The 22003-nt window shown below is 61.6% G+C and carries 19 protein-coding genes; 9 read left to right on the top strand and 10 right to left on the bottom strand.

Going from position 1 to position 22003, the window contains the following annotated elements; translation table 11 throughout:
• The first annotated feature begins 168 nt into the window (after nt 1-168).
• On the top strand, nt 169-1374 hold the full coding sequence (pcaF, locus tag B7H23_RS11825) for a 3-oxoadipyl-CoA thiolase (protein WP_094077577.1): 1206 nt from the start codon (nt 169-171) through the stop codon (nt 1372-1374).
• Between the two features lie 9 nt (nt 1375-1383).
• Here the strand turns inward: pcaF and B7H23_RS11820 are convergent, their stop codons facing one another.
• The 5 genes from B7H23_RS11820 to B7H23_RS11800 all read right to left on the bottom strand — a co-directional run bounded on the left by B7H23_RS11820 (nt 1384) and on the right by B7H23_RS11800 (nt 7080).
• The gene (locus B7H23_RS11820; RefSeq protein ID WP_094077576.1) at nt 1384-2886 is read right to left on the bottom strand and encodes a UdgX family uracil-DNA binding protein; all 1503 of its coding nucleotides are present in this window, start codon (nt 2884-2886) and stop codon (nt 1384-1386) included.
• Between the two features lie 17 nt (nt 2887-2903).
• Nucleotides 2904-4136, bottom strand: coding sequence for a putative DNA modification/repair radical SAM protein (locus B7H23_RS11815; protein ID WP_094077575.1), 1233 nt, complete (start codon nt 4134-4136; stop codon nt 2904-2906).
• Between the two features lie 104 nt (nt 4137-4240).
• Nucleotides 4241-5212, bottom strand: a complete 972-nt coding sequence (locus B7H23_RS11810; RefSeq protein ID WP_094077574.1) for a WD40 repeat domain-containing protein — start codon at nt 5210-5212, stop codon at nt 4241-4243.
• Nucleotides 5212-6258, bottom strand: a complete 1047-nt coding sequence (locus B7H23_RS11805; RefSeq protein WP_094077573.1) for a CobW family GTP-binding protein — start codon at nt 6256-6258, stop codon at nt 5212-5214. Before B7H23_RS11805 ends, B7H23_RS11810 begins: the two co-directional genes overlap by 1 nt.
• 24 nt (nt 6259-6282) lie before the next feature.
• On the bottom strand, nt 6283-7080 hold the full coding sequence (locus B7H23_RS11800; protein WP_094077572.1) for a creatininase family protein: 798 nt from the start codon (nt 7078-7080) through the stop codon (nt 6283-6285).
• Between the two features lie 89 nt (nt 7081-7169).
• Here B7H23_RS11800 and B7H23_RS11795 point away from each other — a divergent pair, with 89 nt between their 5' ends.
• The 3 genes from B7H23_RS11795 to B7H23_RS11785 all read left to right on the top strand — a co-directional run bounded on the left by B7H23_RS11795 (nt 7170) and on the right by B7H23_RS11785 (nt 9548).
• The gene (locus B7H23_RS11795; protein ID WP_094077571.1) at nt 7170-7676 is read left to right on the top strand and encodes a MarR family winged helix-turn-helix transcriptional regulator; all 507 of its coding nucleotides are present in this window, start codon (nt 7170-7172) and stop codon (nt 7674-7676) included.
• Nucleotides 7677-8034: 358 nt separating this feature from the next.
• Nucleotides 8035-9045: a LacI family DNA-binding transcriptional regulator gene (locus B7H23_RS11790; protein WP_094077570.1), complete on the top strand. Its 1011-nt coding sequence runs from the start codon at nt 8035-8037 to the stop codon at nt 9043-9045.
• Between the two features lie 95 nt (nt 9046-9140).
• On the top strand, nt 9141-9548 hold the full coding sequence (locus B7H23_RS11785; protein WP_094077569.1) for a hypothetical protein: 408 nt from the start codon (nt 9141-9143) through the stop codon (nt 9546-9548).
• Between the two features lie 58 nt (nt 9549-9606).
• Here the strand turns inward: B7H23_RS11785 and B7H23_RS11780 are convergent, their stop codons facing one another.
• Nucleotides 9607-10563: a cation diffusion facilitator family transporter gene (locus B7H23_RS11780; protein WP_094077568.1), complete on the bottom strand. Its 957-nt coding sequence runs from the start codon at nt 10561-10563 to the stop codon at nt 9607-9609.
• 125 nt (nt 10564-10688) lie between these two features.
• On the opposite strand from B7H23_RS11780, the gene B7H23_RS11775 reads away from it, so the two are divergent.
• A complete protein-coding gene (locus B7H23_RS11775; RefSeq protein ID WP_094077567.1) occupies nt 10689-11102 on the top strand; it encodes a MerR family transcriptional regulator in 414 nt (137 codons plus the stop codon).
• Between the two features lie 15 nt (nt 11103-11117).
• Here B7H23_RS11775 and B7H23_RS11770 read toward each other — a convergent pair whose 3' ends face one another.
• A complete protein-coding gene (locus tag B7H23_RS11770; RefSeq protein WP_094077566.1) occupies nt 11118-11870 on the bottom strand; it encodes a gamma-glutamyl-gamma-aminobutyrate hydrolase family protein in 753 nt (250 codons plus the stop codon).
• Nucleotides 11871-12054: 184 nt separating this feature from the next.
• Here B7H23_RS11770 and B7H23_RS11765 point away from each other — a divergent pair, with 184 nt between their 5' ends.
• Complete coding sequence (locus B7H23_RS11765; protein WP_094077565.1) at nt 12055-13185, top strand: TRAP transporter substrate-binding protein; 1131 nt, start codon at nt 12055-12057, stop codon at nt 13183-13185.
• Between the two features lie 405 nt (nt 13186-13590).
• Here the strand turns inward: B7H23_RS11765 and B7H23_RS11760 are convergent, their stop codons facing one another.
• From B7H23_RS11760 to B7H23_RS11750, 3 genes are all read right to left on the bottom strand, one after another.
• Complete coding sequence (locus B7H23_RS11760) at nt 13591-15693, bottom strand: molybdopterin oxidoreductase family protein (protein ID WP_094077774.1); 2103 nt, start codon at nt 15691-15693, stop codon at nt 13591-13593.
• An 82-nt stretch (nt 15694-15775) separates the two neighbouring features.
• Entirely contained in the window at nt 15776-17725 is a 1950-nt protein-coding gene (locus B7H23_RS11755) for a TRAP transporter large permease (protein ID WP_094077564.1), read from the bottom strand.
• Entirely contained in the window at nt 17722-18357 is a 636-nt protein-coding gene (locus B7H23_RS11750) for a TRAP transporter small permease subunit (RefSeq protein WP_094077563.1), read from the bottom strand. The genes B7H23_RS11755 and B7H23_RS11750 overlap by 4 nt, the downstream gene beginning before the upstream one ends.
• Nucleotides 18358-18511: 154 nt before the next feature.
• Here B7H23_RS11750 and B7H23_RS11745 point away from each other — a divergent pair, with 154 nt between their 5' ends.
• The 3 genes from B7H23_RS11745 (at nt 18512) to B7H23_RS11735 (ending at nt 21919) form a co-directional block, all read left to right on the top strand.
• Nucleotides 18512-19864 carry a type 1 periplasmic-binding domain-containing protein gene (locus tag B7H23_RS11745; RefSeq protein ID WP_206608894.1) on the top strand — a complete coding sequence of 451 codons (1353 nt, stop codon included), beginning with the start codon at nt 18512-18514 and terminating at the stop codon, nt 19862-19864.
• A 110-nt stretch (nt 19865-19974) separates the two neighbouring features.
• Nucleotides 19975-20202, top strand: coding sequence for an aa3-type cytochrome c oxidase subunit IV (locus B7H23_RS11740; RefSeq protein WP_094077561.1), 228 nt, complete (start codon nt 19975-19977; stop codon nt 20200-20202).
• A 319-nt stretch (nt 20203-20521) separates the two neighbouring features.
• On the top strand, nt 20522-21919 hold the full coding sequence (locus B7H23_RS11735; protein ID WP_158215828.1) for a trypsin-like peptidase domain-containing protein: 1398 nt from the start codon (nt 20522-20524) through the stop codon (nt 21917-21919).
• Nucleotides 21920-22003: the final 84 nt, after the last annotated feature.

Here is a 22003-nt window from a genome sequence, read left to right as displayed (position 1 = left end):
GCCCGCAAGCTGGGCTGGTTCGTCCTTCTATGGCTGGCCGGTGTGGCCGCCGTTTCGATTCTCGCCTATGGCATTCGGCTGATGATCGTGGCATGAAGGAATGACTGACCGACCGGTCGGGGATGAACGGTCCGGTCGGCGCGCGATGATGTTCTGGAGGAGACACCGATGGCCGAAGCCTTTATCTGCGATTACATCCGTACACCGATCGGCCGTTATGGCGGCGCGTTGTCGGCGGTCCGTGCCGACGATCTGGGTGCCATTCCGCTGAAGGCGATTGCGGAGCGCAACCCTTCCATGGATCTCGAGGCCATCGATGACGTTGTTCTCGGCTGCGCCAACCAGGCGGGCGAGGACAACCGCAATGTCGCGCGCATGGCTGTGCTGCTCGCTGGCTGGCCGGACGCCGTTCCGGGCGGCACGCTCAACCGTCTTTGCGGTTCCGGGCTGAACGCCATTGCCGACTGCGCCCGGGCGATCCGCGCCGGCGATACCGATCTGATGATCGCCTGCGGCGTGGAGAGCATGAGCCGCGCGCCCTTCGTCATGCCGAAGGCGACCAGCGCCTTCACCCGCAACAATGCCGTCTACGACACCACAATCGGCTGGCGCTTCGTCAATCCGAAGTTGGAAGAGCAATACGGCATCGAATCCATGCCGGAAACGGGCGAGAATGTCGCCGCCGATTTCGGCATCAGCCGGGAGGATCAGGACGCCTTTGCCGTGCGTAGCCAGCAGAAAGCGGCCGCAGCGATGCAGAATGGCCGTTTCGCCAAGGAGATCGTGCCGGTCACGATCCCGCAGCGCAAGAAGGATCCCATCGTTGTCGACACCGACGAGCATCCGCGCGCCGACACCACGCTGGAAAAGCTTGCCAAACTGCCGACGCCTTTCCGCAAGGACGGTACGGTTACGGCAGGCAACGCATCCGGCGTCAACGATGGCGCGGCGGCGCTGATCATCGCTTCGGAAGAAGCGGCGAAGAAGCACGGCCTGACGCCCATCGCGCGTATTCTCGGCGCAGCTGCGGCCGGCGTGCCGCCGCGCATCATGGGTATCGGACCGGCTCCGGCGACCAAGAAGCTCTGCGCGCGGCTCGGCATCAAGCCGGGCGATTTCGACGTGATCGAACTGAACGAAGCCTTCGCCAGCCAGGGCATCGCGGTGCTGCGCGAACTCGGCATCGATGAGGATGCCGAGCATGTGAACCCCAATGGCGGGGCCATTGCGCTTGGCCATCCGCTCGGCATGAGCGGCGCGCGAATCGGCGGCACGGCAGCCCTCGAACTGAAGGAGCGCGGCGGCAAGCTGGCGCTCGCGACCATGTGCATCGGCGTCGGCCAGGGTTTCGCGCTGGCCATGGAAGCAGTCTGACCGGGGCGCTCAGGCCGCCATCAGTTCGCGCACGGCGATCATATCGTCACGGAAGCGGGCGCGTTCGTCCGCTTTTCGCCTCTCATCGGGGATGCGCAGCAGAAAGGACGGGTGGACGGTGATGAAGACCCGCTGGCCCTCGTCGCTCTCGACGATCCGGCCGCGCTCCTTCGTCACCGCCACCGAGCGACCGAGCAGGCTTTGCGCAGCGGTTGCGCCGAGCGCGACGGTCAGGTCGGGGTCGATCAGCTTCAATTCCTGACCGAGCCACCACCGGCAGGTCTGAATCTCGTCGCCATTGGGCTTCTGGTGCAGGCGGAACTTGCCGCGCGGCTGGAATTTGAAATGCTTGACCGCATTCGTGACATAGACGGTCGAGCGGTCGATCCCCGCATCCTGAAGCGTCGCATCGAAAAGCTGGCCTGCCGGGCCGATGAAGGGCTGGCCGGAAATATCCTCCTTGTCGCCAGGCTGTTCGCCGACGAAGACGAGCGGCGCATCCGCCGGCCCTTCGCCGAACACGGTCTGGGTTGCCGGTTCGTGCAGCGGGCAGAGCCGGCATGTCTCGGCCTGTTTGCGCAGGGTTTCGAGATCGTTGGCGGGCGGAGGCAGCGTGTTTCCGGTTTCGCCCATTTCCGCGCCTTTCCAATGGCGGTCGCGGATCGCCGCATGGGTCGGCGGAGGCACACTCGGCATCGCGGCGACCATGGCCTTCGCCCGGTTTTCCGCGCCGGCGATGAGGTCCGGGATGAGCGCGGCCTCCGGCATGTTCTTCCAGTATTTCTTTGGCATTTCCGACTGCATGGCTTTCACCTTCAAGCGCGCCGGGTTAAAGATATTGGAGAAATAGGTGCGCCAGAGCTCTTCGGTGGCATCCTCCGCCGGCGCATCCGACCTTTTGGCGGGCGGGCCGACCGTCAGCGTCTGGCGGTTCCAGTGGATCGATCCCTTCGGTGTCAGGATCGACCAGTTCATCTGCGCGAAACGGCGCATGAAGAAGCCGGCCTCCCGCTCCACAATGAAATGGTCTGGCTCGAACCAGGCGACGTAGCGCGCCTCATCGTCGCTCGCGTCGACTTCGCCGACTTTCCGAAAGCGAACGAAGGCGTGCATTTTGTGCGCATCGCGCCGGACCGATTTCACCATTGCTTCAAGCCGACGAATATCGCTGTCCGAGGCAATCCTCAGCAGGTTCGGCTCGTCCAGAACCCGGACCAAAAGATGATAGAGGAAGTCGTAGCGATCGGGATCGGAATGGTGGCTTGCCGTCTGCGCCTTCTCTACGAAGATCTTGGAGACATTAAACGTCGTGTCGCCAGCCGGTTGCGGGAGCGGTGAAGACGCCTCAGTGAAGAGGAACTGCGAGGCTGCCGATGGCGTCAGGAAGGTAACGGCGGAAGACGGCGCGCCCGCCAGCGCCAGAGTGCGCGCAGCCTTTCGCCAACCGTCGAAATCCATCTCGCTATCGAGCGAAATGGTGAACTGCTCTGCGAATTTCCGCGCGCTTTCCATCGCATCGCTCTCTCACTCTAGAACAGCGATAGCTGCTGTGGCTGAGGCGTTAAACGCGCGCGAAGATTTTCGGTTTCCGTCAAGCCACCCGGCGACCATCCCGCAGCTGTGATGAAAGGACGGATTTTCTGGATCGACTGGACGATCGCGCCAACATCTTCCAGCCGCAACGTGCGGTAACGCCGCACTTGCAGGATTTTTGCCACCGCCTTCGTGCCGAGACCAGGAATGCGCAGCAGCATTTCCCTGTCGGCACGGTTCACATCGACCGGAAAGACATGGCGGTTGCGAAGTGCCCAGGCGAGCTTCGGGTCGATGGCGAGATCGAGCATTCCATCGGGCGATCCATCCAGAATTTCTTCATTCGCAAAACCGTAGAACCGCATCAGCCAATCCGCCTGATAGAGACGGTGCTCACGCATCAGTGGCGGTTTCATCAGCGGCAGGGCAGCGGATGAATCCGGAATGGGCGAGAAGGCCGAATAATAGACCCGGCGCAAATGGTAAGAGCTGTAGAGCCGAGCCGAGCTTTTCAGAATGATCGCATCGGAGGTCGGATCGGCGCCGACGATCATCTGCGTGGACTGACCGGCAGGTGCGAAACGCGGCTTGCGTTTCGTCCTCATCGTCGGCTCACTTCGGTTTTCGATGGCCCCGCGCACCGTACCCATGGCCCGGCGGATCGTCTGCGGCTTCTTTTCAGGAGCGAGCCGCTCGACGCCGCTATCGGTAGGCAGTTCGACATTGATGGATAGGCGATCGGCGTAAAGGCCTGCCTGTTCGAGCAGGGCAGGATCGCATTCGGGGATGGATTTGAGGTGGATGTAACCCTTGAAACAATGATCGATACGCAAACGCCGCGCGATCTCCACCATCTCGCCCATCGTATCGTCCGGCGAACGGATCACACCCGAAGACAGAAATAATCCTTCGATATAATTGCGCTTGTAGAACTCCAGCGTCAGATCGACCACTTCCTCAATAGTGAAGCGCGCGCGCTTCGTGTTCGATGAGGATCGGTTGATGCAATAGCTGCAATCGTAGATGCAGAAATTCGTCAGCAAAATTTTCAAAAGCGAGATACAGCGTCCGTCCGGCGCGTACGCATGGCAGATGCCCATGCCTTCGGTCGAACCGATTCCACCCTTGCGGCTGTCGCGCTTCGACGAGCCGCTCGATGCGCAGGACGCATCGTATTTCGCGGCATCGGAAAGAATCGCCAGTTTCTCACGAACACTGATCTTACTCATCCGTTCAATTTATGTTCTTGAAAAGTTCACGTCAATGGAACAACGATTCGCTTTCGATTGATAAAAGCGAATCTGAAGAAGACGTTAAGTGAACAGCTATGCGTTCAATCGTGAATATCGACGATGCCGCAATCGCCGGCTTCGGATGCGAAGGCGAGACGCCGGCCGCTTCCGTCCCATGCCATTGCCGTTAGCGGTCCTTGGCCGGGGCGGCGCATCAGTGCTTCCTGGGCATCGGCGAAACGCACGGCGAGAATCATGCCGTCGCGATAGCCGATGGCGACCATCGGTTCGGTTGGGTGGCAGGCCACCGCCGTGACCAGGGAATCGCCACGCGTGCCGAGTTCCAGCGGGGCCTTGCCCATCGGCCCGTCTTTGCCCTGGAACGGCCAGACGATGGCGGCGCTGGCGCCGGATGAGGCCAGCCATTTGCCTTTGGCGCTCCAGGAAAGGCTTTTCACCTTGGCGGGGTAACCTTCCATGCGCATGTGACGGCCATCGGCCAGTCGCCAGCCATGCAGCGCCGGCTCCTGCATGGCAGTGACGAGGCTGTCGCCATTCGGCGAAAAGGTCGCCAGCAGATGGGCGCCCTGCCAGCCGAGAACGGTCGGCAGGCTGTCGGTCGCAGGGAAGTGCAGGCTGACGCCATTATAGTGCGAGCAGGCAAGGCGCAGACCCTTCGGCGCGAAGGCCATCGATTCGACACTGCGTTCGTGCTCGATGGTTTTCGTGCCGTTCTTCAGCAAAACTTTCGCAAACTTGCCGTGAGCATAGGCAACCGTTCCATCCGGCGCGCTGGCGATGGCGGCAATCCACTTGCCCTTCTCGTGCGCCAGTTCCTCGCAAGCGCCGTCCGCGCTCGTCGCGACGATCCGGCCATCTTCGCCGCCCGTCAGAATGCGCCGGCGCTTCGGATCGGCCACAAAGCACAGAAGGCCGTCATGCGTTTCGGTCGCACCGGTATTCTCGCCAAGTCTATGCAGCACACCGTCCGCGTCGCCGAAAAAGGCGGTCTCGCCGAGCCAGCCCACATGGCCGACATGGCCGTCGAGATCGAGCGGAGCGACGGAGGGCATCAGCCGGTCGCCAAACAGGATTCGAAGCCATCGCGCAGCGCGGCCTCGTCCAGATCGCGGCCGATGAAGACCAGCCGGCTTTCGCGCGTCTCATCGTCCCGCCAGGGGCGCTGGTGATCGCCCTCGATAATCATATGCACGCCCTGAACGACGTAGCGTTCATCGTCGCCTGCAAAGGCGATGATGCCTTTAAGGCGCAGAATGTTCGGCCCCTGATCCTGTGTCAGGTTCTGAATCCATGAGAAGAAGCGATCCGGGTCCATTGCGCCGGCGCGCAGCGACACGCTCTTCACCGTCAGGTCGTGAATGGCGGCAGGACCATGACTGTGATCATGATCATGGTGATCGTGATCGCAGGCCGGGCCGCATTCATGGTGTGGGTCTTCGTGATCGAGGAAATGCGGATCGTTGTCGAGCACGCGCTTCAGATCGAACGCGCCGCGATCCAGCACATGGGCCAGATCGACATTGGAGCGCTCGGCGTGGTGGATGGCGGCGACAGGGTTCAGCGCGCGGATGAGCCGTTCGACCTCGGCCAGTTCGTCCGGCGAGACCAGATCGGTCTTGTTGAGAACGATCACATCGGCGAAGGCGATCTGATCCTCGGCCTCGCGGCTGTCCTTCAGGCGCTGGGGCAGATGCTTGGCGTCGACCAGCGCCACCACGGCGTCGAGCGCAGCCTTTTCCTTCACATCGTCGTCCATGAAGAAGGTCTGGGCTACGGGCGCGGGATCGGCCAGGCCGGTCGTCTCCACCACGATGGCGTCAAAGCGGCCGGGCCGGCGCATCAGGCCCTGCACCACGCGCACCAGATCGCCGCGTACCGTGCAGCAGATGCAGCCATTGTTCATCTCGTAGATCTCTTCGTCGCTTTCGACGATGAGGTCGTTATCGATGCCGATCTCGCCGAACTCATTGACGATGACGGCATAGCGCCTGCCATGGGCTTCGGAGAGGATACGGTTGAGGAGTGTCGTCTTGCCGGCGCCGAGATAGCCGGTAAGGACGGTGACGGGCGTAAGCTGCCGTTCGGCGGTGTCGGTCATGGAACCCTCGCATGTTCGTGCCGCTCATATAGGCGAGGGGGACTGCGCCTTCCTAGGGGCCGAGCGTGAAAAGGTCGCGAGATCGAAAGCGGCCATGTCACGCGCCAGTTCGGCGAGACCGCTTCCGGCCCGATCGATGAGTTGTCGACCGATTGCGGCCGAGGCGAGGGCGGCGTTGCCGGTGGCGCCGTCGGGGTTGAGATCGTCCATCAACCAGCCGAAAGCATGCGGGCCATAGGCGCGCAGATGGGCAAACCGTTCGGCAAGGTCTTTCTGGGCGCTTGGAAAGTCGCGTGCCTTCTTCATATTTACCCGGTCCGGTGCAATGGCCAGCATCACGGAGGTTTCGATCTGGCCGGCATGGATGCCGAGCGCGCGTTCGTCCGCCGATACGATCTCGCCGGGCCGGATGAAGCGGTGCCAGTTGGTCGCAACGGCCAGTATAGCGTGCTTTCGGCGCAGTTCGGTCGCGACGATTGTGAGAAGCGGTGAATTGCCGCCATGGGCGTTGAGGAGCAGAAGGCGGCGGATGCCCCGCGCCGCCAGAGCGTCGCCGATCCCGATCCAGCGGTGAATGGCCTCGTCCCAGTCGAGCGATTGCGTGACCGGCCAGTTCAGATGCTCCGGCGAATAGCCGAGCGGTTCGGCGGGAAGGATGCTTAGCGGCAGGTCCGGTGCAGCAGCCTTCAGCGCGTCCGCCATGGCGGTGGCGATCAGCGTGTCGGTCTGCGGCGGCAGATGCGGGCCGTGCTGCTCGGTCGCGCCGAGTGGCAGAACGGCAATCGTCGCCGCTGCGGTGGACCTTTGTCGGCTATCCATCATAAAAGATGTCCATTGTTTCGCTGGCTGATTTTATCAGCAGCAGTTCGTCCGGCTAGCGGTCAAGCGTCAAGAAAGGTTCGAAAGCAGAGATGACCAAGATCGACAGGCAGGATATGGGGCGCCTGCCAGCCAATCCGAAAAAGATGAACAAGGTGCCGAAGGGCGCCATGCTAAGCCAACTGGTCTCGACCGCCCGCGGCGCCCGTACGGCCTTGTCTGCGCGACTTTCCGAACTGGGCCTTCACGCCGGCCAAGAGCAAATCCTGCTTGCCTTGAGCGATGAGGAGCAGTTGCCCCTATCCTCGATAGCGGACCTTCTCGGCGTGCGTGCGCAGACCATAACCCGCGCCATCACAAGGCTCGAAGCGCAGGGGCTGGTCTTTCGTACGCCATCGCAAGAGGATGGCAGGGTCAGCTTCATCGCTTTGACACAGGCCGGACGCGATATCGTCGGTGATGTGAAAAAAGCGGTAAAGAAGGTCGAGCGCCAGATGCTCAGATCGCTGGACAAGGTTCAGCAAAAAACGCTTCTGCGACTTCTGGAAACCGTCGACATCGAATTGGCCTCCATTGCGACGAAGCGGTCCGGCGGATAGGTCATGAGCTCATAAATGGAGCTGTTTTGGCGGCTGAATGGGCAAAGAGATGGGCGGAAGCGCTTGAAAAGCGTGTCGGCCACACGGTTGAAAGCGCTGACAATGCAGATCGAAGCCCATTCGCCGTTCGGAGAATATGGCTGATTTGCCCACCCAATGCGTTGCGAAGGCATAGAAAATGCAGACATTTCCTTCGCCTTCGCGCCTGTTGTCCGGCCAAATCCGCTCATACCAAAATCAACCCCATTTATGAGTTCATGACCTGGCCTTACACTATCGTCTCGGGTCGGACGGCATTTGATTTCGCGCGGCGATGCGGCATAATTAAACTGTTTAAACGCCGCTCGAGGACCGCATCCTGGCACAGAAAATCAAATTATCGACGATTGCCGACGCACTGGGCGTATCCACCGCGACGGTTTCGTTGGCGCTGCGCGACAGCCCGCTGGTGGCGGAAACGACCCGCGAACGGGTCAAGGCCCATGCGCTTGAGATCGGCTATATCTACAATCGCCGGGCCGCTTCGCTCCGCACGTCGCGCTCGGGCATTGTCGGGGTTGTCGTCTATGACATCATGAACCCGTTCTTCGCCGAAATCCTGAAATCCATCGAGAGCGAGCTGGACCGAAGCAAGCAGACCTTCATTCTGTCCAACCACTACGATTCGGTGGAAAAGCAGCGCAATTTCATCGAGACGCTGCTTCAGCTCGGCGCCGATGGCATGATTATCAGCCCGGCCATCGGTACGCCGTCGGACGACATCAACCTGGCCGAAAAGAATGGTATGCCCGCGGTGCTGATCGCCCGCTCGGTGGAGGGTGTGTCCGCGCCGGCCTTTCGCGGCGACGACGCGTTCGGCACGGGCCTTGCCACCGATCATCTGATCGGCCTTGGGCATAGGCGGATCGCCCATGTCGGCGGAACGGATCAGACCTCGACCGGTCGCGACCGCTATGCCGGCTATCGCATGGCCATGCAGCGGGCGGGACTCGACGTGCGAGACGACTGGCGCATCTCCGGCCCGCGTACCAAACTGGCCGGTTTCGAGGCCACCGAAGCGTTTCTCAACCTTCCGGATCAACCGACCGCGGCCGTCTGCTGGAACGATCTTGTCGCGATCGGTCTCATGAACGGCCTTGCACGTGCCGGTCATCAGGCCGGCAAGGACTACTCCATCACCGGCTATGACGATCTGCAGGAGGCGGCGATCGCGACCCCGGCTCTGACAACGGTGTGGAACGGCCAGCGCGAGGTCGGGCGCATGGCGGCCAAGACGCTGGTGGCGCGGATCAACAACCACCCGACGATCAGCGGGCTGCAGCTTATCTCGCCAGAGCTTCACATTCGGGATTCGACCGCGACGCCATAGGTTTGCAGGCCCGATCTCGGCTATTTCGCGTAACGGCCCATTAACCAGAAACCTGCGAGCATGAACGCCGTTCATTCTTTGCGAGTCGTTTCATCATGCGTGTCCTTTTCAGCCTCGGTCTTTTCGTCGCCTTTGGATCGGCTGCCTTTCTGGTCGATGGGGGGCGCTGGCACGCCGGTCCTGTTTCAACGGACAATGTCGTGACCGGTTCGGTGAGCAGGGCTACTCCCGTTTATCAGGCGGTCGTCGAAGGCGAGCGCGTGAGATGCTGGTTGAATGCGTCCCGGAAGAGCGCCGATTACCGGTTCGTCGGTGCGGAATGCGGTCGGCTGGGTATCGAACAGATAGAAGCGGCTTCCGTCGGCATCGAACGAACTGGCGATCTGGAAGTGACAGACAAGGCCGGCAAAACGCTGCTGCACTTCTTCTCGGCCGATGGCGATGGTTGGGAGGCCGCGCCCGAAACCGGCCAGCTCATCGATCTGATCGCAACCTCCGACTGACCATCGCTGTCAGAGCCGATGGTGGGCGATCCGCCTTCCCGGCAGCACGCTCTTCTCATCAATGTCGATGATCCTCGTGGCCGTCATGATCGTTTGGTCTGCCGTGACCGATCGGGGCTGCATCGGTACAGGCATGGGCGGCGCACTCGCATTCCAGCGTGGCGTGAGCGATCGCGAATTCGTCCGTCAACCGTTGCTTTACGGCTTGCTTGATCGCATCGGCGTCGGCCCAGCGGCCGGCCTTTATCGCCAAATGCGCATCGACCGCGTTCTCGTGTTCCTGCATCTGCCAAAGATGCAGATGATGAACGTCCGCCACGCCATCCACGCTGCGCATCCTGTCCAGCACGTCGCTGACGTCGATCTGCGGCGGGCTGCCGAGCATTAGAATGCGGATCGCGCCGCCGATCTCGGCGAAGGACTGCCATAGAATGTAGGCGGCGATCATCATCGTCACGATAGGATCGATCAGGCGCCAGTCGTATAGGATGATGAGCGTGCCGGCAAAAATGACCGCAATGGAACCGAGCGCGTCCGCGACATTGTGCAGGAAGGCGGCGCGGATGTTCATACTCTCCTTGGAGAGGGAAAAGGTCAGCAGCGCGGTGAGGGCATCGACCACCAGCGCTACGCCCGCAATGATGACGACCAGCCAGCCATCGACGCCCTGCGGGTCGATCAGCCGCAGCACGGCTTCGTAAACGAGGTAGAGGCCGATCACGATCAGCGTGGTGTAGTTGATGAGGGCGGCCACGATCTCGGCGCGACCATAGCCGAAGGTCATCGTGGCATCGGCCTCGCGCCGGGCGATCTTCCGGGCAAAGAAGGCAATGACGAGTGCCAGTGCGTCGGACAGGTTGTGAATGGCGTCGGCGATCAGCGCAAGGCTACCGGACAGGATGCCGCCGGCGATCTGGGCGACGGTCAGGCCGAGATTGACGACGACCGCCCAGAAGACCCGCGCATCGCCGGTTTCGGGGTCGAGATGGGCGTGGCCGTGATGGCTATGCGGCATGATGTATCCTTGATCCTCCGGCCAGCGTTTCGACTTCGATCTGCGTGGTCATGGCGTGGTCTTTCCCTGACATGCCGAACTGTCTACAACCTCTAGCGGCTAGAGGTTCAAGAGGCTTTTTTGCGATGTTCTCGATAGGCGAACTGTCCCGCCGGACTGGCGTCAAGGTGCCGACGATCCGCTATTACGAGCAGTCCGGCCTGATGGAACAGCCGGAGCGCTCCGCCGGTAACCAGCGGCGCTATTCGGTGGCGGCGCTGGAGCGGCTGTCCTTCATCCGCCATGCGCGGGCGCTCGGCCTGTCGATCGATGACATTGGCGAACTCGTCGAACTGGCCGCGGACCCGGAGCGGCCTTGCGGCGAAGCCCACGCCATAGCCTCGGCTCATCTTTCCGCCGTCCGCGCGCGAATCGCGAAACTACGGAAGCTCGAGCGCGAACTGAAACGGATCGTCGGTCTCTCAGATGCCGGATGCCTCGGTGAATGCAGCGTCATTCATTCGCTGGCCGATCATCGTTACTGCGCAAGTGAGCATTAGGCGTCTGCGGACCGCCTACAATCTGCTGGCGGCATGATCGCGCACGGCATCGCCGAACGCCTCGAAAATGCGACGCGACAGGTCGTCATCCTTTGCCCAATATTCGGGGTGCCACTGGAAGCCATAGGCAAAGGCTTCGGCATTTCTGACCCGCACGGCTTCCACCGTGCCGTCCGGGGCGCTTGCTTCGACGGATAGGCGATCCGCCACACGATCGATCGCCTGGCGATGGAGCGAGTTGACGGCGATGTCGGTCTTGCCGAACAGTTCGGACAGCGCGCTGTCTTCGGAAACCCTGACGTTTTGCCGAATGGCGAAACGTTCGTCCTGCTCATCGGACGGGACGAAGCGATGATCCATCCGACCGGGCAGATCCTGAATGTCGTTGGCCAGCGTTCCGCCCAGCGCCACGTTAAGCTCCTGATGGCCACGGCAAATGGCCAGAAGCGGCAAGCCCCGGTCCAAAGCCGTCCGGATAAAGGGCAGGGAGGTTGCGTCGCGAGCCGGATCGAACGGGCCATGCTTCTCCGTTGCGGGCTCTTCATAATTGTCCGGATGCACATTGGAGCGCGCGCCAGTCAGCATCACCCCATCGACCGCCTCGAAGATGGACGGATAATCGGTTCTGTCGCCGAAGGCCGGAACGATCAGCGGTTGCAGGCGGGCAACGTCCAGCGCGGCTTTCAGATAGGTGTCCGGTGTGGCGTGCCAGACATAACTGTCCTGAACCAGCGTATCGGCGACGATGGCGATGAGCGGCGATGACATGGAGTGGCGTTCCGTCTGTTGGCCTCGATCGGTCAGAGTCTGTTTGTGAGTGGGCCGCAGCCGGAAGTCAAAAGGATAGACGACACCAATTTGTATGCCTATGGTCCGTTCCAGCTCTGAGAATGGCGGCCAACCGCCATCCGTGCTGTTACATATACGAACGATACCGAACCGGGAGGAATTTATGGATCGTCGCGACTTTTTGCGTAAGGCGGGTGTCGCCGGAGCCGGCGCAGCAGCTGCAACAGCGCTGCCATCGGCCACGGCCATCGCTCAGGATGGGGATATGCCGGAGATCACCTGGCGTTGTACCTCGTCTTTTCCGAAGGCGCTGGATACCATCTATGGCGCAGCCGAGACCATGGCCAAATTCGTCTCCGATGCGACCGGCGGCAAGTTCAACATCCAGGTCTTCTCGGCCGGTGAGATCGTTCCGGGCCTGCAGGCTGCCGACGCAGTCAGCCAGGGAACGGTGGAACTGTGCCACACGGCCTCTTACTACTACTGGGGCAAGGACCCGGTCTATGCGCTCGGCACGGCGATTCCGTTCGGCCTGAATGCGCGCCTGCAGAATGCCTGGTTCTACTATCCGACGACCGATGGTGTTTCGGGTATCGACCTGCTGAACGAGTTCTACGCCACGGAAGGCCTGATCTCCTTCCCGTGCGGCAATACCGGCGTTCAGATGGGTGGCTGGTACCGCAAGGAGATCAACACGCCCCAGGACCTCAACGGCCTGAAGATGCGTATCGGCGGCATGGGCGGCAAGATCATCGAGAAGCTCGGCGTCGTGCCGCAGCAGATCGCTGGCGGCGACATCTATGCCGCACTCGAAAAGGGCACCATCGACGCAACCGAATGGGTCGGCCCTTACGATGACGCCAAGCTCGGCTTCAACAAGGTCGCCCAGTACTATTATTATCCAGGTTGGTGGGAAGGCGGTCCCGTTCTCAACACCATGGTCAATCTGGATAAGTGGAACGAGTTGCCGGACGCCTACAAGGCCGTTCTGGAAGTCGCCTGCCGTGCGGCCAACACCGATATGATGGCCAATTATGACGCCAAGAACCCGGCGGCGCTGAAGCAGTTGCTCAATGAGGGCGCGCAGCTTCGTCCGTTCAGCCAGGAAATTCTCGAAGCCGCGTACAATGCGGCGCGGGAAACCTATGAGGAAATCTCGGCGGAAAACGCGACCTTCAAGAAGATCTACGACCACCAGCTTGCGTTCAAGAAGGACGCCTATCTGTGGATGCAGCTGGGCGAAAACACCTACGATACGTTCCTGATGATCCAGCAGCGCAACAACGCGCTCTGATCGCCGCACAAGGTGAACATCGAAGCCCGGCGGTCGTCAGACCGCCGGGTTTTTGTTTGGAGGTCAAACTATGTGTGATTTTTGGCAAGGTTTCGCAGGAGTAGCCATCGGTGCGATTGTCACGATTATAGGTCAATTTGCGAGAGATCGGTGGCTTAGCCGCGATCAAAGGATCTTGGATGAAAAACGAAAGGCTTTACTCCGCTCAATGCTTGAGAAGCCGGGACCCGAAGGTTGGCGAAAGATGGAAACACTCTCGGGTGTCATCGGAGCTGATCGCGAAGAAACTGCGCGGCTATTGATCGAAATGGATGCTCGCTCATCCGAAAGAGGTACGGATGTGTGGGCATTTACTAGAGATAAACCTCTGCCTAAGGCCGACAACTAAAGGAGACGGCCATTTCCTCAAAGCTTGCGCATCGCGACCCGGCAATCGTGGAATGCCGCGCCGCCATGGGGGGCGATGGGATCGGCGCCGATAAGCGTGTTGATGCCCCGCCCGTTCTCGTGCGCCCTGTTCGGCCAGATGCCTTCGGCCACGACGGTGCCGACAACCGCGCTCTGCGCAACGGTCGCGTGCAGGACGACCTCGCCCCGCAGGTTGGACAATGCGATCCGGTCGCCATCGGCGATGCCGAGCCGGGCGGCGTCGACACTGTTCAGCATCGCCGTCGGACGGTTCTCCTTCTTTCGCGATGTCGGGGTCTCGGCAAAAGAAGAATTGAGGTAGTTGCGTGCCGGCGCCGTCACCAGGCGGAACGGATGAGCCGCGTCGGCCTCCTCCAACAGATCGCCCGGATGGTCGGGCAGGGACGGCATGGCAGCGACAGGGCCCTGCAGACCCAGGCTGTCCGCCGGGCGCTGGCCATTCTGGACCCCGGTCCAGTCGGGATCGAAGTGAAACAGCCCGTCCGGATGGGCGAAGCCGTTCATATAGTGGGCCTCCTTGAAGGGAAGCGCCTTGTCCACCCAGCGCTTTTCGACCAGTTCATCATAGGTCCCGAGATCGCTCCGCTCGGCCAGATCGTCGAGCATTTCGCGCTCGGTCAGTCCGAACCCTTCCATCTCGGCGACGTCCAACCACCGCGCCAGTTCCTCGAACACGAAATGGTTCGGCTTCGGCCCCTCAGGGGGATCGATCAGCTTGGGGCCGGGCAGGATATGGGTGTGGCCGCCGCCGCGATAAATATCGTCGTGCTCCAGAAACATGGTGGCCGGCAGAACGACGTCGGCCAGTTCCGCCGTCTCGGTCATGAACTGCTCATGGACGACGGTGAAGAGATCGTCGCGCATGAAGCCGTTCCGCACCAGGGTCTGCTCCGGCGCGACATTCATCGGGTTGGTGTTCTGGATCAGCATGGCGGTAACGGGCGGGCCGCCATTCAGCGCGTCGGGATCGTTCGTGAGAATTGCTCCGATACGGCTCTGGTCGAGATGGCGGATGGACGGATCGGCCAGCGTTTTGCCTTTGACGAGCGATGAATCGATGCCGAAAATATCGCCATTGCCATGGAGGGCGCCGCCACCCTTCACCTGCCAGGCGCCCGTGACCGCCGGAATGCTGAGCGCGGCATGCATGGAGACCGCGCCGCCACGGCCGCGCGTGAAGCCGTAGCCGAGCCGGAAGAAGCTGTTCTTGGTGCGCCCGACGAGATGGGCGAAGGCTTCGATCTGCTCGACGGAGAGCCCCGTGATCGGCGCGGCCCATTCCGGCCCACGTGTCTCAAGGTGCGCCTCAAGCGCATCTGCGCCGCGCGTGTAGCGCGCCATGTAGTCGCGGTCGGCAAGGTCATCACGGAAGAGGACGTGCATCACGGCGCATGCGAGCGCCGCATCGGATCCGGGCTTCAGCATCAGGGCCGTATCGGCCTGACGCATCGTCTCGGTCTCGTAAACATCGATGACAACGATCTTAGCGCCCCGTTCCTTTCGGGCCAGGGTGGCGTGACGCATCACGTTGATCTGCGTGGCAACCGCATTGGTGCCCCAGATGACGATCACATCGGACTGATGCATTTCACGCGGATCAAGGCCGCGGATCGCGCCGCAACCGGCGTGGTAGCCTGTCCATGCCGGGTTGATGCAGATCGTGTCGAACTGATAGCTCCAGCGCATGGCATGACGCAGCCGGTGGATGCCGTCGCGCTGCACCAGCCCCATTGTGCCGGCATAGTAATAGGGCCAGACCGTTTCGGTGCCATGGGTTTCAGCGGCCTGTCGGAAGCGATCAGCCACGAGGTCCAGCGCCTCGTCCCAGCCTACCTGCCGCCACTGCCCGCCGCCTTTCGGCCCGGTGCGGATCAGCGGCGTCGTCAGGCGATCAGGGTGATGGACACGTTCTGCATAGCGGGCGACCTTGGCGCAGATCACGCCGTCAGTGTAGCTGTTCTCCTTGGCCCCGCGCACACGACCGATCCGCCCGGAATCGAGCAGCTCGACCTCCAGAGCGCAGGTGGAGGGACAATCATGCGGGCAGGCCGTGTGGCCGATACGGACAGTCTGGTTCATAGCCGGCACCATGCGTCGAAATCGCCGAAAATCGTGAGCGAAAAAACGTCATCATGACGCATTCGTCCACGATTCGGATCGGTCAGTTCTGGCGGCTGGGCTCCTGCTGCGGTGCGCCGAGTGGCTGGAGGTCCGGCAATTGCAATCCGGCTGGAACGCCGGACCCTGCCGCGTTGCCCGTCGCATCGCCAGTTCCTCTGCCGGTCTGCGACGGGTCTTCGGATGGCGGCGAAGAAGGCGTCGACTGACCGGGCGTATTGATGGGCGGCAATTGCAGATTGGGCAGTTGGAGGCCCGGTGTGCTGCTATTGGATTGGCCATTGCCATTGCCAGTGCCGCTGGATCCCGATGAAGACGGGCCGAGATTGAGTGGCGGCAATTGCATCGGATTGCCCGGTTGCTGACGCTGCTCCGGCGTCTGCTGGCCGCCGGCGTTCGGCTCGGGCGGCGGGGCGACAGTGACGGGCTCGTCCTTATAGTGAGTGACCAGGCGCGGGAAAGCGATGATCAGGCCGATCACAATGGCCTGCAACACGATATAGGGGATCGCGCCCTTGTAGATTTCCGTGGTTTTGACACCCGGCATGACCTTGTTCGTGACCTTGTCGAGCCATTCGGCTTTCGGCGCGATCGAACGCAGATAGAACAGCGCGAAGCCGAAGGGCGGCGTCAGGAAACTGGTCTGCAGGTTGATGCCAAGGATGATACCGAACCATATGAGGTCGATCTCCAGCTTCTCGGCGACCGGTGCAAGAAGCGGTACGAGAATGAAGGCGATCTCGAAGAAGTCCAGGAAACAGCCAAGAATGAAGACGATGATCGTCACGGCGATGAGGAAGCCAATCTGCCCGCCTGGCAGCGCCAGCATCAGATCCTCGATCCACACATTGCCGTTGATACCGTAGAAGGTGAGGCCGAAAACGCGTGCGCCGATGAGGATGAACATGACGAAGCTGGCGAGCTTCGTCGTCGAATAGAGCGCCTGGCGCATCACGCGAACGCTCATTCGGCCTTTCAGCATCGCCAGAACGAGCGCGCCGGTCGCGCCCATGGCGCCGCCTTCTGTGGGCGTCGCGATGCCAAGGAAGATCGTGCCCAGCACGAGGAAGATCAGCGCCAGCGGCGGAATGAGGACGATAATAACCTGTTCGGCCAGCCGGCTTATCAGGCCGAGTTTGGCGTAGCGGTTGATCAGCGACACCGTCAGGGCGAAGGCGACGGCGATCACGGCCGACCAGACGACGGACACCTCAAAGCGCGCATCGGCGAAGAAGTAGAGCCGGCCGACAAAATAGATCGCGACCGACAGAGCGAACATGACGAGCAGGGATATCACGCCCTTGCCCAGCGTTCGCGCTTCCGGCGGCAGGGCCGGAGCCCATTTGGGTTTCGCCAGCGTGACGCCGAAGACGTAGAGACAGTAAAGGCCGATGATGATCGCCGCTGGTAGCAGTGCGCCGACATACATATCACCGACCGACCGGCCCAGCTGGTCGGCCATGACGATCAGGACAAGGCTTGGCGGCACCACCTGCGCCAGCGTGCCCGCGCCAGCGATGGTGCCAGTCGCGAAGGACCGGTCATAGCCGTAGCGCATCATGATCGGCAGCGATATCAGGCCCATGGCGATGACGGATGCGGCGACGACGCCGGTCGTCGCTGCCAGAAGCGCGCCGACCAGGACCACAGCATAGGCCAGACCACCGCGTATCGGGCCGAAGAGCTGCCCGATCGTATCGAGCAGGTCTTCCGCCATGCGGCTGCGCTCGAGTATCAGGCCCATAAAGGTAAAGAAGGGGATCGCCAGAAGGGTGTCGTTGTACATCACCCCGTAAATTCGTTCCGGGTGGCTGCCGAGCAGTGGCCAGAAAAGGCGGATTTCGTTGGAGAATATGCTCATTTCCACGCCGATGACGAAGAAGAGCAGGCCGCCCGCGGCAAGCGTGAAGGCAACCGGATAGCCGATCAGAAGCAGCGCCATCACCGAGATGAACATGATGGGCGCCAGCTGATGTGCGATGATATCGATCATGGGCGGCTCCCCCCGATATCGTCATCGTCGTTCAGACCGCCGCCCTTCTCCATTTCCGCCACGGCTGGCGGAAGGTCGGAATCGTCCAGATGCGGGTCTTCCATGTCCCCGCGCAGAACGGCCAGGCGCTTGATCGCCTCCGACACGCCCTGCGCGAACAGCATGATGAATCCGACCAGAAGGATGAGTTTGGCCGGCCAGAGGATGAGCCCGTTGGCATTGCCGGAAATCTCGCCGCTATTGTAAGATCGCCAGAACCAGGGCCATGCCAGCCATATGAGTAGTCCGGCGAAGGGTAGCAGCGCCAACAGGTGCCCGCAAAGGTCGATTATATCGCGGGTGCGCCTGGACAGACGGTTGGAAACCAGATCGATGCGGATATGTTCATTGTCCTGCAGGGTCCATGCGGCGGCCATGAGGAAGACGGCGCCGTAGAGATACCATTGCAGTTCCAGAAGGGCGTTCGATGCACGGGGTATCGGCACCCAGTCCGGTACGGAACCGCCGAGATAACGGACCGTGGCATTATATGCCGAAACCAGAACGGCGACGAGAACAAGCCAGGAGACGGCCTTGCCGATGAACCGCGTTATCGCATCGATGATCGACGACAGGCCGATGAGAAGCGCCATGGCGTCCTGCTCCGAAGCTGGCTTTGCTATTTGCGGATTTTTACCCCTCCCGCTGGGGCATTTATTGGCACGGTCCCTTTGGCCTTGTCCAGTTGGTTTTCGTTCCCGTCGCGCACTTGCGGGTTCGATCGGCGTGGTCTTGGCGGTTCTTTCGATGCTGGCCGCACCCGCCGCGGCGCAGGAAAGGAATGCCGGTTCCGGGCCTGCCGAAACGGCAACGGAAAAGCGCGCGTCTGAACAAGGCAGGAGCGCTGCGCTGCCGGAAGAGCCCCTGAAAATTCTGTATTTCCGTCGCGCAGAGCGGCGGGCCGATGGGGCGGCGGAATTCGGCGAAGGTCTTGTCGATGCCGTAACGGCAATCAATGGGCGGGAAGGCGGGGTCAACAATGTCCCGGTGGTCCTGCGCCAATGCGACGCCCTGCCTGTCGATGGCGCAACATCGCTTTTGGATGACAGCGCCTGTGGCGGCGAAGCGAAGGGCGCTCTTCTGGCCATCGTATGGCCGCGCGAGCCGGTTGAGCGTTTCGTGATGGCGGGCGAACAGGCCGGCTTGCCCCTTCTTGCGCCGGTCAGCCGCGACATTCTGGCCGATGGCGAGCGGCTTCGCTGGTCGTTCGCCCCGCCGGTTTCGGAGGCAGGGCAGGCGGTTGCCCTCTTGCAACTGGTCCGGCAGGCCGACGCGAATGGTGAGGTTGCCAGCCGGATCGGACTCTTTCATACCACGGATGCGTGGGGCGTCGGCATGCGGGACACGCTGATCACCCTGGCGGATCTCGGTGGCGTGACGCTGCAGACATATTCGGTCCGGCCCGGCGAAGCACAGGATGTCGTTTCGACCTTTCGTGATTTCGGCGGCAGTCCGCCGGAGCGCCTGATCGTTTGGGGCAACGACAGTCTTTCCGACACGGTGCTGCGCGAGGCGGTCAAACGCGATTATCCGACAGTTCGTATTGTCGGCGGCTTTGCCGACGGCGCCTTCGAAACGGTACAGGATCTCGGAATGCGTGCGAAAGGCTTTCGGGTAGCAGCGCTGGCGGCGTTCGGCAGCCTGGACGCATCGACCAGAACGACAGTGGAGAGCGGCTTGCCCGATGAGGACGCTGCGCCGGTATCGCCACTCCGCATGGCGGGCCAGTTGATCGGCGCATTTTCGATCGAGGCATTGGGCGCTGCGCAGGAACTGGCCGAAGCGCGAATGCCGGCCCGCGCCGACGTTCGAAACGCGCTCGAACGGGTCAGGCTAAGGCCGCAGCGCATGCGGGCGTTGGACCTCGCCGAACCCTCCGCTGCCATCGGGCTGTCGTGCGAAGATCATGCCGGCGCTTTGCAGCCCACGCTGCTGCAATGGGATGGCGAGCGTTTCGTGCGGCTGGCCGCCCCTGAGGCGAAATCGGTTCCGCTGGCGCTTATTGCCGCTCGGGGCGACCGCGCGAAGCGGATCGTCAGCGAGATGGGCGGGAAACCCGCTGCGACGCCGGCCTGTCCGCAAACCGATCGCGCGGGCTGATCGCAGGCATCCTTTCTCGATGGGAACATACGGCCCGCTTGCCGAGCCTGCCGCATTTCGCTATTGGCTGGCGGAGTGGACGCACACAATGCCAACGAGGAGACCGTTCCATGGCCGAGCATCATCACGATAGCGCAGTCGAGACAGGCGCCGAGATGGACTATGGTCAGCATGAGAAGACCTACTCCGCCTTCGTCGATTTGACGAAATGGAGCGTGCTCATCAATGTTGCGCTGCTTGTGGCCATGGCGTTCGGTTTCTTCACCGCCGCCGGCTTCTTCTCCGCGACCGTTCTCTTCATCATTCTGCTTGTGGTCGGCTACTTCTTCATCAAATAACGACACGTTCTTCGTCGTCAGTGCCTGATTGAGGTGTTTGTGAACGCCGCCGTGGCCGACGGTCGTTCGGCGAACTTCTTTCGCTCGTGCATCGTTCCGGATTGCAATTCCGTCCGATCTGCCTTGCTGCCTGCTAGCGGTACTTTTGCTTTCGACTCAGTCTTTTAGCGGAACATGAGAGGTGTTCGCCTCCGTCATCGTAACCGAAGTGTGAACGGGTGAATTGAACCTTTTGCTCTGCCACGGCGTTCATATGCCACTAAGCGTATGATGCCTGGAGCGGGACATGGGTTTGATCGCGGGAGAAAGAACGGGACGGATGGCGGCAGGCGTTGCCCTCCTTGCCGCTGTTGCCGTGGCCTCGCCTGCCTATGCCGGCTATTACGACACCCTTCCCGAAGAAGCGCGCCGCAACATCCAGGATTATCTGGTCTGGACGGGCCATTACGACGCACCGATCGACGGTTCGATCGGTCCGCAAACCATCTCCGCCATTCAGGCGTGGCAGGCCGAACACGGCCACGCCGCAGACGGCATCCTTGCCGTCCTTGAAGCCGAAGCCATGGGCGAGGCAGCGCGCGAAGCCTATCGCCGCGCGCAGTTCACGATCGGCACCGATGGCGATGCAGGGCTGACCTACGGCCTGCCTTACGCCCTTGTCACCGTCGATGGGGACAATGGCTGGAACGGGCTGAATTTCGCCGATGCCGAGAAGCGCCTGCGCATCTCGTCCTTCCGTATGGACGAGATGGATGCCGAAAAGGTCGAATTGTTTGGCCAACATGTTTTCGACGACGTTCCCGGCTTTGAGACAACGACAGTCCGTTTCGACAACGGCAATTTGACCGTTCGCGGCGGTGACGATACCGAAATCATGCGTCTGGACGCCAAACTCTTCGGCGATCAGCTACGCGGCATTTTCGTCTGGATGGACCGGGCGCTGGTCGAGAAAAACCGTCATTTGCTGGCCGCGATGACCAACAGTCTGCAACTGGCGCCGGTCGAATCGCAGTCGCTTTTCGCCTCGAATGCGGATGATGGCGATGGCATTCGCGCGATCTCATTGCCCAATGCGCCAAGCGATGGCGAGTTTCCGAACGGGTCGGGCACGGGCTTCGTCGTGGATGCCAACGGTTCGATTCTCACCAATGCCCATGTCGTTTCCGGCTGCGGTCGCATTGAAGTGACGGGCGTTGGCGATGCGGCCATCATGGTTGCCGATGACAGCCTCGACCTCGCATTGCTGAAGGTCGAAGGCGCACACAGCCTAAAGCCCGCGACCATTGCCCTGGACGATCCCATGCTCGGCGAAGACGTGTTCGCCTTCGGCTATCCGTTGCCACAGGCGCTCGGCAGCGAGCTCGGATTTTCTCGCGGCAGCGTTTCGTCCATGGTCGGCCTGCGGTCCGAGCCCACACAGTTTCGCATGACCGCGTCTGTGCAACCGGGCAATTCGGGCGGCCCGTTGGTCGACGAAGAAGGCCGGGTCATCGGGATGGTCACCGCCAAGCTCGATGCAATGGCGGTCGCCAACGCGACGGGCGACATTCCCCAGTCGATGAATTTCGCGATCCGCTCGTCAGTTCTGCGGGATTGGCTGTCGGCGCAGGATATCGCTTTCGATGCAGCCGATCGTCAGGACGCCTACAAACGGGCTTCGGCCGTCGCCAGGACGGCGGCAGGCTATACCCACCAGATCGTCTGCTACGAAGAATAACAACAAACGACAGACGTAAGAGCGCCGCCGCGATCGTATCGTGGCGGCGTTCGTTTTTGTTCGATGCCGACGGCGAACCGTCAG

Source organism: Notoacmeibacter marinus, assembly GCF_002238045.1.
In the GTDB taxonomy this organism is placed as follows: Bacteria; Pseudomonadota; Alphaproteobacteria; order Rhizobiales; family Rhizobiaceae; genus Notoacmeibacter; species Notoacmeibacter marinus.
The sequence above is the reverse complement of the archived record's forward strand: the minus strand, read 5'-3'. Positions and strand labels throughout refer to the sequence as shown.

Excerpts from the sequence above, each read along its gene's own strand:
- pcaF (WP_094077577.1), top strand. The coding sequence starts at position 169 with ATGGCCGAAGCCTTTATCTGCGATTACATCCGTACACCGATCGGCCGT.
- B7H23_RS11820 (WP_094077576.1), bottom strand. The coding sequence starts at position 2,886 with ATGGAAAGCGCGCGGAAATTCGCAGAGCAGTTCACCATTTCGCTCGAT.
- B7H23_RS11815 (WP_094077575.1), bottom strand. The coding sequence starts at position 4,136 with ATGAGTAAGATCAGTGTTCGTGAGAAACTGGCGATTCTTTCCGATGCC.
- B7H23_RS11810 (WP_094077574.1), bottom strand. The coding sequence starts at position 5,212 with ATGCCCTCCGTCGCTCCGCTCGATCTCGACGGCCATGTCGGCCATGTG.
- B7H23_RS11805 (WP_094077573.1), bottom strand. The coding sequence starts at position 6,258 with ATGACCGACACCGCCGAACGGCAGCTTACGCCCGTCACCGTCCTTACC.
- B7H23_RS11800 (WP_094077572.1), bottom strand. The coding sequence starts at position 7,080 with ATGATGGATAGCCGACAAAGGTCCACCGCAGCGGCGACGATTGCCGTT.
- B7H23_RS11795 (WP_094077571.1), top strand. The coding sequence starts at position 7,170 with ATGACCAAGATCGACAGGCAGGATATGGGGCGCCTGCCAGCCAATCCG.
- B7H23_RS11785 (WP_094077569.1), top strand. The coding sequence starts at position 9,141 with ATGCGTGTCCTTTTCAGCCTCGGTCTTTTCGTCGCCTTTGGATCGGCT.
- B7H23_RS11780 (WP_094077568.1), bottom strand. The coding sequence starts at position 10,563 with ATGCCGCATAGCCATCACGGCCACGCCCATCTCGACCCCGAAACCGGC.
- B7H23_RS11775 (WP_094077567.1), top strand. The coding sequence starts at position 10,689 with ATGTTCTCGATAGGCGAACTGTCCCGCCGGACTGGCGTCAAGGTGCCG.
- B7H23_RS11770 (WP_094077566.1), bottom strand. The coding sequence starts at position 11,870 with ATGTCATCGCCGCTCATCGCCATCGTCGCCGATACGCTGGTTCAGGAC.
- B7H23_RS11765 (WP_094077565.1), top strand. The coding sequence starts at position 12,055 with ATGGATCGTCGCGACTTTTTGCGTAAGGCGGGTGTCGCCGGAGCCGGC.
- B7H23_RS11760 (WP_094077774.1), bottom strand. The coding sequence starts at position 15,693 with ATGAACCAGACTGTCCGTATCGGCCACACGGCCTGCCCGCATGATTGT.
- B7H23_RS11755 (WP_094077564.1), bottom strand. The coding sequence starts at position 17,725 with ATGATCGATATCATCGCACATCAGCTGGCGCCCATCATGTTCATCTCG.
- B7H23_RS11750 (WP_094077563.1), bottom strand. The coding sequence starts at position 18,357 with ATGGCGCTTCTCATCGGCCTGTCGTCGATCATCGATGCGATAACGCGG.
- B7H23_RS11745 (WP_206608894.1), top strand. The coding sequence starts at position 18,512 with ATGCTGGCCGCACCCGCCGCGGCGCAGGAAAGGAATGCCGGTTCCGGG.
- B7H23_RS11740 (WP_094077561.1), top strand. The coding sequence starts at position 19,975 with ATGGCCGAGCATCATCACGATAGCGCAGTCGAGACAGGCGCCGAGATG.
- B7H23_RS11735 (WP_158215828.1), top strand. The coding sequence starts at position 20,522 with ATGGCGGCAGGCGTTGCCCTCCTTGCCGCTGTTGCCGTGGCCTCGCCT.